10 protein-coding genes are annotated in these 14,240 nt (G+C 59.7%); 6 read left to right on the top strand and 4 right to left on the bottom strand.

The window, feature by feature from the left end; genetic code table 11:
- Positions 1-125 precede the first annotated feature (125 nt).
- Positions 126-1,583 (bottom strand): MATE family efflux transporter, encoded by a 1,458-nt coding sequence (locus tag C1T17_RS06420; protein WP_104952733.1) that lies wholly within the window; start codon positions 1,581-1,583, stop codon positions 126-128.
- 39 nt (positions 1,584-1,622) lie between these two features.
- Positions 1,623-2,594 (bottom strand): LysR substrate-binding domain-containing protein, encoded by a 972-nt coding sequence (locus tag C1T17_RS06415; protein WP_223262908.1) that lies wholly within the window; start codon positions 2,592-2,594, stop codon positions 1,623-1,625.
- 192 nt (positions 2,595-2,786) lie between these two features.
- On the opposite strand from C1T17_RS06415, the gene C1T17_RS06410 reads away from it, so the two are divergent.
- Complete coding sequence (locus C1T17_RS06410) at positions 2,787-3,497, top strand: GntR family transcriptional regulator (RefSeq protein WP_104952721.1); 711 nt, start codon at positions 2,787-2,789, stop codon at positions 3,495-3,497.
- 282 nt (positions 3,498-3,779) lie between these two features.
- Entirely contained in the window at positions 3,780-4,313 is a 534-nt protein-coding gene (locus C1T17_RS06405; protein WP_145958963.1) for a hypothetical protein, read from the top strand.
- A gap of 104 nt (positions 4,314-4,417) precedes the next feature.
- Here the strand turns inward: C1T17_RS06405 and C1T17_RS06400 are convergent, their stop codons facing one another.
- Both C1T17_RS06400 and C1T17_RS06395 read right to left on the bottom strand, forming a co-directional pair.
- On the bottom strand, positions 4,418-6,793 hold the full coding sequence (locus tag C1T17_RS06400; protein WP_104952730.1) for a TonB-dependent receptor: 2,376 nt from the start codon (positions 6,791-6,793) through the stop codon (positions 4,418-4,420).
- Between the two features lie 293 nt (positions 6,794-7,086).
- Complete coding sequence (locus tag C1T17_RS06395) at positions 7,087-9,420, bottom strand: TonB-dependent receptor (protein ID WP_104952729.1); 2,334 nt, start codon at positions 9,418-9,420, stop codon at positions 7,087-7,089.
- 421 nt (positions 9,421-9,841) lie between these two features.
- On the opposite strand from C1T17_RS06395, the gene C1T17_RS06390 reads away from it, so the two are divergent.
- From C1T17_RS06390 to C1T17_RS06375, 4 genes are all read left to right on the top strand, one after another.
- Positions 9,842-11,209, top strand: coding sequence for an ethanolamine ammonia-lyase subunit EutB (locus tag C1T17_RS06390; protein WP_104952728.1), 1,368 nt, complete (start codon positions 9,842-9,844; stop codon positions 11,207-11,209).
- Positions 11,206-12,042, top strand: coding sequence for an ethanolamine ammonia-lyase subunit EutC (eutC, locus tag C1T17_RS06385; RefSeq protein WP_223262835.1), 837 nt, complete (start codon positions 11,206-11,208; stop codon positions 12,040-12,042). Before C1T17_RS06390 ends, eutC begins: the two co-directional genes overlap by 4 nt.
- Positions 12,043-12,053: 11 nt before the next feature.
- Positions 12,054-13,409, top strand: a complete 1,356-nt coding sequence (eat, locus tag C1T17_RS06380; protein ID WP_104952726.1) for an ethanolamine permease — start codon at positions 12,054-12,056, stop codon at positions 13,407-13,409.
- A gap of 207 nt (positions 13,410-13,616) precedes the next feature.
- Positions 13,617-14,219 (top strand): TetR/AcrR family transcriptional regulator, encoded by a 603-nt coding sequence (locus tag C1T17_RS06375; protein WP_145958962.1) that lies wholly within the window; start codon positions 13,617-13,619, stop codon positions 14,217-14,219.
- Positions 14,220-14,240: the final 21 nt, after the last annotated feature.

The raw sequence follows: 14,240 nt of genomic DNA, 5'->3' as shown, positions 1-14,240 counted from the left end.
AGTGATTGCGTGCGCCCTGCCTGCGGCGGGATGCTTGTGAGCGGCCGACTTGGGCCAAATCAAAGCCAGCGCCGCGGCTGCACGTATCGCGGCGCCAGTTGGGACGAACGGGGTGTGGCCGCAGTTCAACCATTGGGATGCTGCCGCCCAACGTCGGTTGCGACGGCCTCGACGCCATCATCGGTCTCGAGAGGCGTTGGCGCCACCTTGAGTACGTTCCGGCGCCAGCCGCCGTGATAATAATATGTCGCGGCTATCCCGAGCGCCGCGATTGAACCGACAGGGAAACTCCACCAGAGAGCGTCGGCTTGGAGCCATGGTTTGGCGATGAAGGCGAAACCAATGCGCACGGGGAAGAACGCGACCAGCAGTGTCAGCAGGGGAACCATGACCGCGCCGTTCGCGCGCGTTGCGGCGAAGTAGGTCATGGTCATCGCGAAAAGGGAGAAGTTCCAGCTCGCGATAAGCTGGATATGGCTGGCGATAGGCAAGGCCGGGCTGTGCGAGCCTAGAAAGAGCGTCATAATGGGACGGTCGAACAGCAAGATGAAAGTCACCATCGTGCTCGTGACCGCCAAGCCTATCAGAAGACCCGCGGTAGTAATGCGCGAAACCCGGTCCCACCGTCCGGCACCGATATTCTGCGCAACCATGGCGCTGACTGCGGCGCCGATCGCGACCGCGGGCATCTGAATATAAGCCCACAGCTGGAGCGAGATTCCATAGGCAGCGGCCGTATCGACTCCAAGCCGATTGACGAGGCCGATCATGGTCAACCCGGCGACCGACACCACCACCATCTGCGCTCCCATCGGGAGGCCCTTTGCGACAATGGTCGTGGCCAAGGCGCGGCCCGGCAGAAGATATTGCCATTCCGCTCCGCGAAGCCGGATCGGCAGATTGCGCCGATAGATGTAGCCGAGCATCGCGGCCACAGAGACGACATTTGCAATCAGCGTTGCCATGGCCGAGCCAGCGATTCCCATCGCGGGAAACGGCCCAAGACCAAGGATAAAGACGGGGTTCAGCGTGGCGTCGAGCAGAACTGTAAGCCCCATGAACCAGAAGGGGGTAAGGGAGTCGCCCGAACCGCGCAGTCCACCAGTGAGCAGCACCAGCAACATTGAGGCTGGCAGCCCGATGAAAATGACGCGGAGATAGGAAAGCGCGAACGCCAGGGCGGCCCCCGGGGTGGCAAGTACATGCAGAATATTTGGTGCAAAAATCCAGCCGAGCGTCGCGATGATCATTGAGCCGACAACGACCATGCCGACAGCGGAACCGAAAGCGCGACGCGCACTGTCAACGTCGCGCCGGCCAAAGCTCTGGCCCACCAAAATCGCCGCTGCCATGCCGAAACCGAACACCGCGCTCGACATGAGGAACATGATGATGTTCGCGTTCGCGGTCGCGGCGAGGGCGCTTTCTCCAAGGAAACGGCCGACCCAGATCGCGTTGACCGAACCGTTGAGCGTCTGGAGGACATTCGAAGCGAGCGTTGGCAACGCGAACGCGAGCAGGCTCGACGCTATCGGCCCTGTGGTTAGGTCATGTTGACCAGCATGTTGAGGGCGTCGCGCCATTCTATATCTCAGTTAATTATGCGTGGATGCGCCGCAGGCTCAGCCGAGCGCGCGAACAAGACCCAGCGGTGGCTTGTCGGAGAACAGGGCGTGCTTGTGTCCGTGCGTGACAGCAGCGACATAGACCTGGCTGGCCCAACGCAGGGTGTCGCATAGATATTCGGCAGCAGGCGTGAGCGGGAGATGGGCCCTGCGCACTACGCATGTCATCGAGCTCGGAAGCTCTTCTGCGACGTTGATCGTCTCGAACATCGTGTAGATATTGGGAAGAACGAGCCATTGGTCGGGGACCAGCGCCAACAGGTCGGAGCTGACCGCTGCGATCAAGGTCGTCAGGCCGCAACCGCCAAACATCTCGACCACAGGGGCCGGCAAGCCGTTTCGTGCGAACAGCGAGTCGAGCTCGTTGTCGTCGGCGATAGCGTCGGCAGCGCTTAGCCATTTCCCCGGAACCAAATCGGCCAGCGAAACGGATCCAGCTAGCGCATGCCCCTTTCGAGCGAGGACAACGCTGCGACTGTCGAAGAGCTTCTCGACGAGGAACTGGTGAGATGGCTGGCAGCCGGCAAGCGGGCCGATATAGAAATCGCAGGAACCGTCCTGCAGCAGGGGTTCGCAATTCGCGATCAGGCCTTCTCGGACGTGCAAGACGATGTGAGGGAAACGCCGGCGAAACCGCTCCAGTGCGCGTGGTAGCAGCGTTAGATGCGACGCCGTGGAAAGCACAACAGAGATATGCCCAGATTCGGCGCCACGAATTTGCTCGATCTCGTCCTGGGCAAGTCTCAACTCGTTCTGCACAACAACTGCGCGCCGCAAAAAGGTCTCGCCCATCGCCGTTGTTACGACGCCCCGGGTGTGACGCTCGAACAGGACCACGCCCAGAATGTTCTCGACTTCGCGTATGCTTCGCGTGATGGCCGGCTGTGCAACCCCGAGATGCCGCGCTGCCGCGCGCAAACTTCCCCGCTCGGCAACGGCGATGACGTCGCGAATGTGGGTGAGCTTCATCACAAGAATTGCACGGCACGTAAAGACGGTGTCGGCCCGAGGGGTGTGTTCATAATTTTGCGCCCCTCCCACTGAATGGTGTAGCAGCCAAGACATCGACGCTGCGGTCGCGAGCGGAACGATCGCTACCGAATCCGATCGGATATCGTATATAAGGGATGTAAATCTGCGTCAACCTGCTAAGGAGAGCTCATGTCTCGATTCAGCCAGCTCAGCTTGTCAGGCTCCCCTAGCGAGGAGTTCGCCCTGCCCCGCAGAAATGCGGTGGGCGACGATGTCTATGAAGCCCTTCTGACCCAGCTCATCACCTTGCGCATTGCGCCAGGTGAGCGGATCTCGGTCGATGCCCTCGTGCGCGATTTCGGCGTGTCGCAGACGCCGATCCGGGCGGCGCTGATCCGGCTCGAGACCGAGGGGCTCGTCCTGCGCAAGCATAATGCGGGCTACAGCGCCGCGCCCATCCCATCGGGCGAGCGCTTCCGCGGCATGTATGAGTTCAGGATGATGCTCGAGCCTGCGGCGGCCGCGCTCGCCACCGAGCGCATGAATGAGGCCCAGCGCGCCGAACTCACCGCGATGATCACCGCCATGGAAGCCTGCCTCGCCGAGCCCGGCGATCCGAGCTATGGCCGCTTCGCGATCCTCGACGCGCGCTTCCACGAAATCATCGCCGAAGCCTGTGGCAACGAGAATATCATCGAGGCGCTGGGACGCATCTACGCCCACATGCACCTCATCCGCCTCGGCCATCAGACCGCCGTCACGGAGGCCGCCGTCAAGGAGCATGCCGCCATCTGGACGGCAATGGCTGCCGGTGACGCCAACGCCGCCGCCGATGCCATGCGACACCACATCGCCGTCAGCCAAACACGCATGGAACCCATCTATAAGCGATATCGATAAGAAACCCGGAGATGGTAATTTGTGATCGGTGAGATGTATTTCATATCTGACCGAGCCCCCCCAGTCCGCTAGTTCAGGACGGCCACAAGTGCGTTCCGCGCGCCTACCCATCAGAAGTGAGCGGGGCGGCGTCGGACAAGTGAAAACGGACCGCGCTGCGATTGCGCCTTATGGCCAGCGCCCCGCTCTCATGGTCTCTCGGTGGAACGGCCCTTCTGGCGCGTACTGACGGCTATTGGACACGGTGTTGAAGTCCCCCAATCGAGCAAAGAGGATTTTTTAATGAGACGCCCACTTTACATGAACTGGCTGCCGTTGGCGGCGGCGCTTTTCGCGACGACGGTCCCCGCCTCAGCGTGGAGCGAGGACATGAGCACCGGCCACCACGCCACCGCCTCCGTCCAACCGCCTGCCGAGGGGGCTAGTGAAGCGGAGTTGCGCGACTGGGTCGGCCGGAACATCACCAAGGGGAACTTCGTCGAAAATACGCTCGATACCACCCGGTTTACGCTTTATGATCCGACCAGCATTGAAAAACTTCCCAACGGACATGTCACGGCCTGGATTAGGGGCGAAGTCTTTCGCCTGCGTGCGAACGGTCAAGGCATGCGCTCCATTCTGAAGAAGCTGGAAATCAATTGCCCTGAAACCAGCTATCGCGAGATTGAAGTGAAGGGGTTCGCCAGCTTCAATCTGAAGGACCCTATCTCCAGTCCGCCGGTGCCGGACCGTTGGTTCAATGTTAATCAGCCTGGTCGCGTCGATCCCACGCCGATCGCTCGAATCTGCGCGCTGGCCAAGACCACCAAGAAGTAGCTCTCGATATAGAGACCAGACCGCCTCGCATGGGCGGCACGATAGCAGATAAAAAAATGCCCCGGCCGTTGCAGGCCGGGGCATTTTCCGTAGCGAGAGCGTGCTCAGAACTTGAAAAGACCTCGCACGCCATAAGTTCTGGGAGGGCTTGTATATGCCGCCTGCAAACCGTTGAATTGGGTCGCCGACACCAGGAGGCGATCATTCTCGATGTTTCGGACGAACGCTTGGAGAGACCACATGTTATCTTCCGGGCCGAAGGTGACCTGGGCGTTGGAAGTCCAGCTGGACGACTGATATTGCTCCGGGCCGAATTCCGCATTGACGAACCGACCGCTGCGATATTGGGTGTTCGCACCGAACACGATCTTATAGTCACCCAAGGGAACGGTCTGCTGGGCCGAAAAATTCACCGTCCATTTCGGCGCATTATACGCCGGTTTTCCAGAACAGTTGATGTCGTAAAGCGTGGCGTTGGACGCGTTGGTTGAGACGCCACAAAGCGTCCGAGGATATCCAAGCGACTTGGCTGCCTGGTACACGAAACTCGTGAACTTCGAATCCAGATACTGGACATCGGCGCTTATTTCCGTCGTCGTGGTGACAAGGAATCGACCGTCCACTTCGAGTCCGCGAATGCGGCTTTTGCCGATGTTCTGCGTAAAATTCCCCGGCCTGTTGAGAAGGTCGACGCCGGCCTTGGCGACCTGCTGATTGGAATAATCCCACCAGAACAGCTCGGCATTGAGTTGCACGCGATTGTTAAAGAAGCGGTTCTTCGAACCGATCGTATAAGCGGTGATATACTCCGGCTGGTAGGTTTCATATCCTACCGACGTGCTGAATCCGCCAGACCGGAAACCTGTCTCAACGCTGGCATACAGCATTGACGCTGGCGCGACGTCATACTCGACGGCCCCGCGCCACGTTACCTTTTCAAAGGTTTTGCGCTGGCTGAAAGAGACATCAGATCGCGAGATGATGGTGCCGGGCGTCGGCCCCGGGACCGGAGGCCCACCCGGAGCGGGGACATTAAAGCCAAGTTGCGAGGGGTAAAGCACCAGTGGAGGCAGAATGGCATTGGGGCAGCTTGGCAGGACGCATATTTCCGTGAAGCCCGTCACCGTCGCATCAAACTTCTTCCTGTCATGCGTGTAGCGAGCCCCGCCCACGATACGCAACCGCGGCGTAAGGTTTGCCGTGAGCCGCACAAACGGCGCATAGGACTTCGTTGCAACATTCAGCGGACCTTGGAAGCTTGCCGAGAATGGCAACGCCTGAGCCTGGGTTTGCCCACGCGATTCCTCGTCGAAATAGAAGAAGCCAAGGGTATAATCGAATAGTGAAATCTTGCCCGCGAAGCGCGTTTCTACACTATATTGATCATGCTTTTCCGAAGAAATGCATGGGAAGGCTCCGCACACGGCAAGCCCCTTCATTTCGTCGAAGCGTGCTGCGGGGATGATCGTCAGGACACCGGCGCCGGTATCATATTCGATATTGACGCTGCCGCCATAGAAGTTGCTCTGCTGAAACAGGTCAGGGAACGGATTATATTTTCTTCCTGGAACGGTGAGCACGGGACGCGACTGCCAAAACGCCTGCGACCGCGGCGACAAGACGCCGTCCGATACGGGGATGCCGAGTGGCGTGACGGTACAGGCGGTCGTGACGGCGCTGCATGTGTAAGTGTTGAGGTAGCTGGTGCCATAGCCCATTCCACCGATATGCGAATAATCGAAGGCCGCGCGGACTGTCAGCGACGGCGTGAGGTCCGATTTGAGCTGCACCCGCAGGCCGTGCGACTTGTCGTCCGACGTGCCGTCCTTCAGATACCCATCGCGATTGATGTAGGTTCCCGACACGCGCAACGCACCATTTTCGCCCAAGGGCGCATTAACTGCCCCTTCGAGGACGACTGCGTCGTAATTTCCGTAGGAAGCCGACCCGAAGCCGGAGAACTCTCCATATTTCGGTTGGACGGGAATGATATTGATAGCCCCGGCCGTAGCGTTGCGACCGTAGAGGGTGCCCTGCGGGCCTTTCAGCACCTCGATCCGATCGAGGTCGAAGTAGGACGTGATAGTCGCCGTGTTCCGCCCGATATAGACACCATCATAGTTGAATGCGACCGCAGGATCGCTTTGCGATGTCACGGAGAAATTGCCGACGCCCCGGATGAATGCCGCACTTTGGGCACCGATCCGAACCAGCGTGAGCGCAGGCACGGCCTGACTCAGCCTGTTTGATGCCGTGATGCCGGAATCGCTCAAATCCGAGCCCGAAACCACACTGACCGGCAGCGCCGCCTTCTGCGCTGTCTCGACCTTTCGCTGCGCGGTGACAATGATGTCTTCAAGACCGGTCGTTGACTGATCGGCCGGGGTCGATGCGGGGGCTTCCGATGGTCCCGTTTGTGCGAACGCAATGTTCGACGTAAATAAGATTGCCGTGCCCGCTAAAAATATCGCCTTTTTCATCAACCTCCCCTTTCATGACATCCATATGGTGACGTTATCGTCACTCGATCCGATCGGATATCGTATATAAGGGGTCGGATGATGCGTCAAGCTGCGGTTGGCAAAAGGCGTCTGGCGTGCGCACAGCGTGACTGGCGGCGGCCGCATACCTCCGAATGTTCAGACAATTACCACGCACGTGCCAGGCGCGCGCTTAAGCTGCGAACTGGCACGCGGGCAGCGCGCCGGCGATAGATCAGCGGTGCAGGCCTGATCGCCGGGCCGCACGATCCGGCGCGGGCGATGCTAGCATCCTAGAACTTGGCGGATCCGCGCAGCCCGTATGTGCGCGGAGGGCTGATATAGGCTGACTGCAGGCCAAGGAAGCCAATGACGGCGGTAAGTGTTCGGTCATTTTGGAGATTGCGTACAAAGGCCTGAACTGACCAACGGTTGTCGGAAGGTCCAAAGCTCACCTGCGCGTTCGTCGTCCAGAAGGAGGGCTGATATTGCTCCGGACCAAAATCCGCGTTTATGAATCTCCCGGTCTTAAATTGTGTGTCAACGCCGAAAGCCACTTTATAGTCACCGACCGGGACGCTCTTTCGCGCGGCCAGATTGATCGTCCATTTGGGCGCGTTATAGGCTGGCATGCCTGAGCAGTTGACATCGTATGAGGTGGTGTCCGCGACGCTGTCCGACACGTCGCACAAGGTGCGGGGATATCCCAGCGATTTTGCCGTTTGATAGACGAAGCTGGTAAATCGGGTGTCGAGATACTGGACGTCACCCGAAATTTCGGTGGTCGGCGTTATCAAAAGCCGCCCTTCAAGTTCGAAACCCCTGATCCGGCTTTTGCCGATGTTCTGCGTGAAATTTCCTGGTCGCCCGGCGCGGTCGACGCCAGGCTTGGCGACTTGCTGATTGGTATAGTTCCACCAGAACAGTTCGAGGTTCAGCTGAAGGATATTGTTGAAGAAGCGGTTTTTCGCGCCGAGAGTATAGGCAGTGATATATTCGGGATCGTAGGTCTCGTAGCCCACAGATGTGCTGAACCCGCCAGAACGAAACCCGGATTCCGCGCTGGCGTAAAGCAGAGAGGCGGGTGCTGCGTTATATTCTATGGCAGCCCGCCAAGTTACCTTGCTGAACGTTTTCGCCTGATCGAACGCGATGTCGGAGCGAGTGATGATGGTGCCAGGTGTCGGTCCCGGCACGGGCGCTCCGCCCGCGGCAGGTACGGCAAACGGAAGCTGAGACGCAGTGAGAACAGCTGGCGGGAGGATAGCCGTCGGGCACCGCGCGATGACGCATATTTCGGTGAAGCTCGTTACCGTAGCGTCCGAAGTCTTGTCATCATGCGTGTATCTCACGCCCCCAACGAGCCGCAGGGCAGAACTGACGTTTGCAGTCAGGCGCAGGAACGGCGCATAGGATTTGGTTTCCACATTGAGCGGACTTTGAAAACTCGCCGAGAAGCCTCCCGTGTTCGCGCCAGTGAGCGCTCGTGATTTCTCACGGAAGTAAAAGAAACCGACCGTGTAGTCGAAAGGCGCGATCTTGCCGGCGAAGCGAGTTTCGACACTGTACTGGTCATGCTTCTCGTCAGAGAGTGCCGGGAAACCCCCGCTCGGGGTGAGATGACGGTCATTGTCGATGCGTATGGCCGGAACGACGGTCAGGACGCCACGCCCGGTGTCATATTCGATTGTGCCGGTATAGCCATAAAAGCTGGCATCTCGGAACAAGGCTGGGAACGCGTCCATGGTGCGGCCCGCGACCGTCAGGACGGGGCGCGACTGCCAGTATGCCTGCGAGGCGATGGAGTGATTGCCTTGCGCCAAAGGAATGCCCACGGGGGTCACCTGACAGCTCTTGGTTGCCGCGCTGCAGGCGAAACTGTTTAGATAGCTCAGACCCAGGCCATTTCCGCCGATATGCGAGTAATCAAAGGCCAGGCGCGCTGTCAGCGAAGGTGTGAGAGCGGCCTTGAGCTGGAGGCGCGCGCCTTGCGATTTGTCGTCGGACGTGCCGTCCTCCAGATAACCGTCGCGGTGAATGACCGTGCCCGAAGCCCGGATGGCTATGTCGTCGCCGAGTGCCAGGTTGACGGCGCCCTCGGTGGTGAGTGCCTGATAGTTTCCGTAGGAGGCGGTGACGTAACCCGAATTGGTGCCAAATTTAGGTTGAGCTGGAAGGATATTGATTGCGCCTGCCGTGGCGTTGCGACCGTAGAGCGTGCCTTGCGGCCCTTTGAGCACCTCGATGCGGTCGAGATCGAAGAAGGAAGTGGTGGTCGCCGTGGTGCGGCCCACATATACACCATCATAGTTGAAGGCGACCGCCGGGTCGCTCTGGGATGTCACCGAGAAATTTCCGACGCCGCGAATGAACGCGGCGCTTTGGGGCCCAATCCGCTGAATGGTCAATGCGGGAACCGCTTTCCCGAGTTGGTCCGACTGGGTGATGCCCGCATCAAGTAGGCTCGTCCCAGAGACCACATTAATTGCCACGGCGGCCTTTTGCGCCGTTTCGGGGCGGCGCTGCGCGGTAACGACGATATCCTGAAGGCCGTTCTCAGAGGCGCTTTGCGCGAACGCGACGCCCGGCGTGATGGCCACACAAGCCATAAGCCATGTCTTGTACATATTTGCTGTTCCCCTTTTCCCCTGATGGCCTCTCCTTCCTTGTCTCCGGCGCGCCGAGCGCGTTCTTTGAAGAGTGACGGTAGGCGCGTGGAGCGGGGTCAAATAAGATGTAGAATTGCCGCGATGATAACAGCATCACATCACCGCGACCGATGGAATTCCATCGCGCTCCGCCCCTCGCCGGTTTGCTGCAGTTTATGCTCGAACCACCGCCCCTTCCTCCGTCCAGCGGACGGCGCGCTCCTGGGAGCATTTCTGCTTCGCCCTCCCGCCGCGGGGGCGGGGCTGACAATCAACCACGCGGTGAGAGGCGGGGCCGCGATCCCCTGCGCATATCGCGGCCATGATTTTGCCATCTGTTATGGCGAGGCGAGCCGGGGTACGCCCTTTGGATACTGTCTGTTGACGTGGAGATCGCCCATTGAAGTATCGATGCGATCTTGGCGGAGAGCGGCATAATTTTGTCGATCTGCGTCAGGTCTTAGGCGCGGCTTCACCGCCGCGCTCGGGTGACGAGCTTGCCGGGATTGCGGCGAGGAGCGCCACCGAACGCATCGCGGCCCGCGATATTCTCGCGGACCTTCCGCTTAACACGTTCCTCAATGAAACGGTCGTGCCGTACGAAGACGATGAAGTCACTAGGCTCATCATAGACAGCCATGATCAGGCCGCCTATTCGACAGTGGCTTCATTGACCGTTGGGGAGTTGCGGGACTGGCTGCTGCACTCCGACACATCGACGGATGATCTTGCGAAAGTCTCGGCTGGCCTGACCCCCGAGATGGTCGCGGCCGTGTCAAAGCTGATGCGAAATCAGGACCTCATTGCGGTCGGCAGCAAATGCAATGTGGTCACGGCGTTTCGATCGACCATCGGCCTTGAGGGCCGCCTGTCGACGCGTTTGCAGCCAAACCACCCGGCAGACGATCTCGAGGGGATAGCGGCCAGTGTCCTCGATGGTCTTCTCTACGGTGTCGGCGACGCGGTGATCGGGGTCAATCCGGCGACCGACAACGTGCCGAACGCGATCGCAATTCTCCAGATGCTCGACGAACTTCGCGACAGCTATGATATACCCACACAGACATGCGTTCTCACGCATGTCACCAATGCGATTGAGATGATGAACCGACGGGCGCCGGTCGATCTTGTTTTTCAATCTATCGCGGGAAGCGAAATGGCCAACCGGGGTTTTGGCGTGGATCTTGGAATCCTTCGTGAGGCGCAGGAGGCCGCCCTTGCCCTGAGACGCGGTGAACAAAACGTCATGTATTTCGAAACTGGCCAGGGCGCGGCGCTTTCTGCGGACGCCCACCACGGCGTGGATCAGCAAACCATGGAAACGCGGGCATATGCCGTCGCACGCACGTTTTCCCCGCTCCTGGTGAACACGGTGGTCGGTTTTATCGGGCCGGAATATCTGTACGACGGGAAGCAAATCATCAGGGCGGCCTTGGAAGATCATTTTTGCGGCAAGCTGCTGGGGCTGCCAATGGGTTGCGACGCTTGTTATACCAACCATGCTGAAGCCGATCAGGATGACATGGACATTTTGATGACGGTGCTGACGCTCGCGGGGTGCACATTTCTCATCGCCGTCCCAGGAAGCGACGACATCATGCTGGGCTATCAAAGCCTGTCGAACCATGACGCTGTGTTCCTTCGCGAACAGCTCGGCGTGCGCGCGGCGCCCGAGTTTGAAGACTGGCTCGAAAGGATGGGCGTTGTGGGACCGCTGGGCGCGATACGGGCTCAGGCCGGATCGCCGCCAGCCCGCCGGCTTCGGTGACGCGCGCTATGGGGGAACGATCGGAGCCTAGCGCCAGCCTCATTCCGTCCGAGGCACAGGAGCAGGAGGAATTCTGGCGCAGGCTGCGTGACGCGACCCCCGCCCGGATCGGGCTGGGCCGGGTGGGTGCAGTCCCCCCTCTCGATGCGCTGCTCGACTTTCAGTTAGCGCACGCGCGCGCGCGCGACGCGGTTCAGTCGGGCCTTGATACGAAATCCCTAGCGCTGGAACTTGCGCCCCTGCCCGTCCTGCACGTGCGCAGCGCGGCCGCAGATCGTGCGACCTATCTGCGCCGGCCCGATCTGGGGCGGCAGCTGTCCGAAGTTTCTCTCGCGGGACTGCCGTCTGACGAGAGCTGCGACATCCTTTTCATCGTTGGCGATGGCCTCTCCGCGAAAGCCGTTGAGGATAGGGGTGCGTCGCTGGTCAAAGCCTGCATCGCCCAGCTATCGGACTTCGCAATCGGTCCCGTCATTCTTGCCGAGCAGGCTCGGGTGGCATTGGCAGATCCGATAGGTGAGCGCCTAAATGCGGCCCTTAGCGTGATGATCATCGGGGAGCGGCCAGGCCTTACGATCGCGGACAGCCTTGGGATCTATCTCACCTTTGCGCCGCAACGTGGTCGGAGGGATTCGGAGCGAAACTGTATATCCAATATCCACGGCCGCGGCGGGACACCGCAGGATGTGGCGGCGGCGTCTTTGGCGCGGCTCATCAAGCAGGCGTTTCGTTTGCAGCTGTCCGGGGTCAATTTGAAGGACGACCAACCATCCCTGATAAAAGAGGGAGGGATGAAGCACGAGAGGCTGACAAGGGGCGCCGAACAGAACTGAACGGGGGAACCATGGAGCACAAATCAAAAAGCCACCTGCAAAGACGCCTTGGCACCTTCCATTTGTGGGGCATAGCGGTTGGCCTCGTCATATCAGGCGAATATTTTGGCTGGAGCTTTGGCTGGGCGACAGCTGGAACGCTAGGCTTTCTCGTTTCCACCGTCGCGGTGGCGGCGATGTATCTCACATTTATCTTCTCTTACACCGAATTGACCGCCGCAATTCCCAACGCCGGCGGACCGTTTGCGTATGCGACGCGTGCTTTCGGCCTCTGGGGCGGCGCGATCGCCGGGTTCGCGACACTCATCGAGTTTCTGTTCGCACCTCCGGCAATCGCCCTCGCGATTGGCGCCTATCTCCACATGCAGTTTCCCCAGATCGACCCCAAGCTGGCCTCTGTCGCGGCCTATATTCTCTTCATGGCCGTGAATATTGCAGGGATAGAGATCGCCGCGACGTTCGAATTGGTCGTCACCCTGGTAGCGGTCGCCGAGTTGCTCGTCTTCATGGGCGTAACAGCTCCAATTTTCGAGCTTAAAAGCTTCGTTTCGGGAGGCTGGTCCGGGGCGGATCACTTCACGCCTGCCGCGATCAGCGGGATTTTCGCGGCCCTACCTTTCGCGATCTGGTTCTTTCTGGCGATCGAGGGCGTCGCGATGGCCGCCGAGGAAGCGAAAGATCCTGGCCGTACCATACCCCGGGCCTATATTACCGGTATTCTCACGCTGACGGTCCTCGCCTTTGGCGTGATGATTTTCGTGGGCGGTTCCGGGGACTGGGCGGCGTTAGCGAGCGTCAATGACCCGCTACCACAGGCAATGAAGCGTGCGGTTGGAGAATCGAGCGGCTGGCTGCATATGCTCGTCTGGTTAGGTCTTTTCGGCCTGATAGCGTCATTTCATGGCATCATCATGGGCTATGCGCGCCAGATCTTCGCCCTGGCGCGGGCGGGCCTGCTGCCGCTGGTGTTCGCGCGATTGCATCCGAGGTTCAAGACGCCTCATATTGCAACCATCGCGGGTGGACTGGTGGGTATTGGAGCGATCTACAGCGACAATTTCGTCCAGATCGCAGGTCAATCCCTAACAGCAAGCATCGTGACGCTCTCGGTGTTCGGCGCCCTCATACTCTACATCATTTCCATGGCAGCGCTGTTCAAACTTCGGAAATCTGAGCCGGACCTCGATCGTCCTTTCGTAGCGCCCTTCTATCCAGCCTTTCCGGCGTTCGCGCTTCTGATGGCCTCGGTCACGATCGTGACAATGGTCTGGTTCAATCCACAGCTCGCCGCCATCTTCGTAGCGATGCTCGCCCTTGCCGTGTTTGCCGCGGCGCGCCGGAAGAGGCGCCCTCCAACACTCGCCTGAAGCATGCTCCAAGCGTAGCGCTAAGGAACTCGTGCTGCGTTCGGATTTTCAGGCCAGCGCGTCACCGCTGGCTGGGTCGCGTGGATGGCTGGAGCAATTCTCAATCGGCGGGACCCTGCCCCACTCGTGCAAGCCAGAATGCTGGCGCTGGACAGGGACCCAGCATAACGCCATCTGGAACGATGCAATGCCGAGGTCGCGTCGTCAGTGAGAAAAATAAATCCAGATCAACATAGACAGAAACGGGAAGATATCCTCGCCGCCGCGGCCCACTGTTTCGCGCGCCATGGCTTTCGCGGGGCGTCCATCGCAAGCATCTGCGGCGAAGCGGGGATCAGTCCTGGACACCTGTATCATTATTTTGAGAGCAAGGAGGATATCGTCGAAGCCATAGCCGATACGGTCGTCGACCGTGCGGCGGAGCGGTTCGCGGAGGCAGCGTCGGGTGGATCGGTGATCAGTACGCTTGTCTCCCAGCTCGAGTGGAGCCTTGCACGTCCTGGTCATTTCGGCACTCTTCTGTATTTCGACATGCTCGCAGAGTCGGGCCGAACCGCCGGGATCGCACGCCTACTGCACAACCATCATCGCAAGCTGAGCGCTCTCCTCGTCGATCTCCTGCGTCATGGTCAGCGGCAAGGCGAGGTCGAGCAGTCACTCGACCTCGACGTGACTGCACGAATGTTGATGAGCGTGTTGGAGGGATCAAAAACCCTCGCTTTGGGCGAAGCGCGTCGGGATGGCCCAGCCTATATCGCGTCCTTCAGCAGGCTTCTGGCGCGCTTCCTCATGCCTTCGGAACGCGCCTGACAGCCCCGTCGTATCAGCGGG

Origin of the sequence: Sphingobium sp. SCG-1, assembly GCF_002953135.1 — a bacterium.
GTDB lineage: Bacteria > Pseudomonadota > Alphaproteobacteria > Sphingomonadales > Sphingomonadaceae > Sphingobium.
Note: the sequence above shows the minus strand (reverse complement) of the source record. Positions and strands in the feature narration are given on the sequence as shown.

Coding starts and splice junctions, on each gene's coding strand:
- C1T17_RS06420 (WP_104952733.1), bottom strand. CDS start 1,583: ATGGCGCGACGCCCTCAACATGCTGGTCAACATGACCTAACCACAGGG.
- C1T17_RS06400 (WP_104952730.1), bottom strand. CDS start 6,793: ATGAAAAAGGCGATATTTTTAGCGGGCACGGCAATCTTATTTACGTCG.
- C1T17_RS06415 (WP_223262908.1), bottom strand. CDS start 2,594: ATGAAGCTCACCCACATTCGCGACGTCATCGCCGTTGCCGAGCGGGGA.
- C1T17_RS06395 (WP_104952729.1), bottom strand. CDS start 9,420: ATGTACAAGACATGGCTTATGGCTTGTGTGGCCATCACGCCGGGCGTC.
- eat (WP_104952726.1), top strand. CDS start 12,054: ATGGAGCACAAATCAAAAAGCCACCTGCAAAGACGCCTTGGCACCTTC.
- C1T17_RS06410 (WP_104952721.1), top strand. CDS start 2,787: ATGTCTCGATTCAGCCAGCTCAGCTTGTCAGGCTCCCCTAGCGAGGAG.
- C1T17_RS06405 (WP_145958963.1), top strand. CDS start 3,780: ATGAGACGCCCACTTTACATGAACTGGCTGCCGTTGGCGGCGGCGCTT.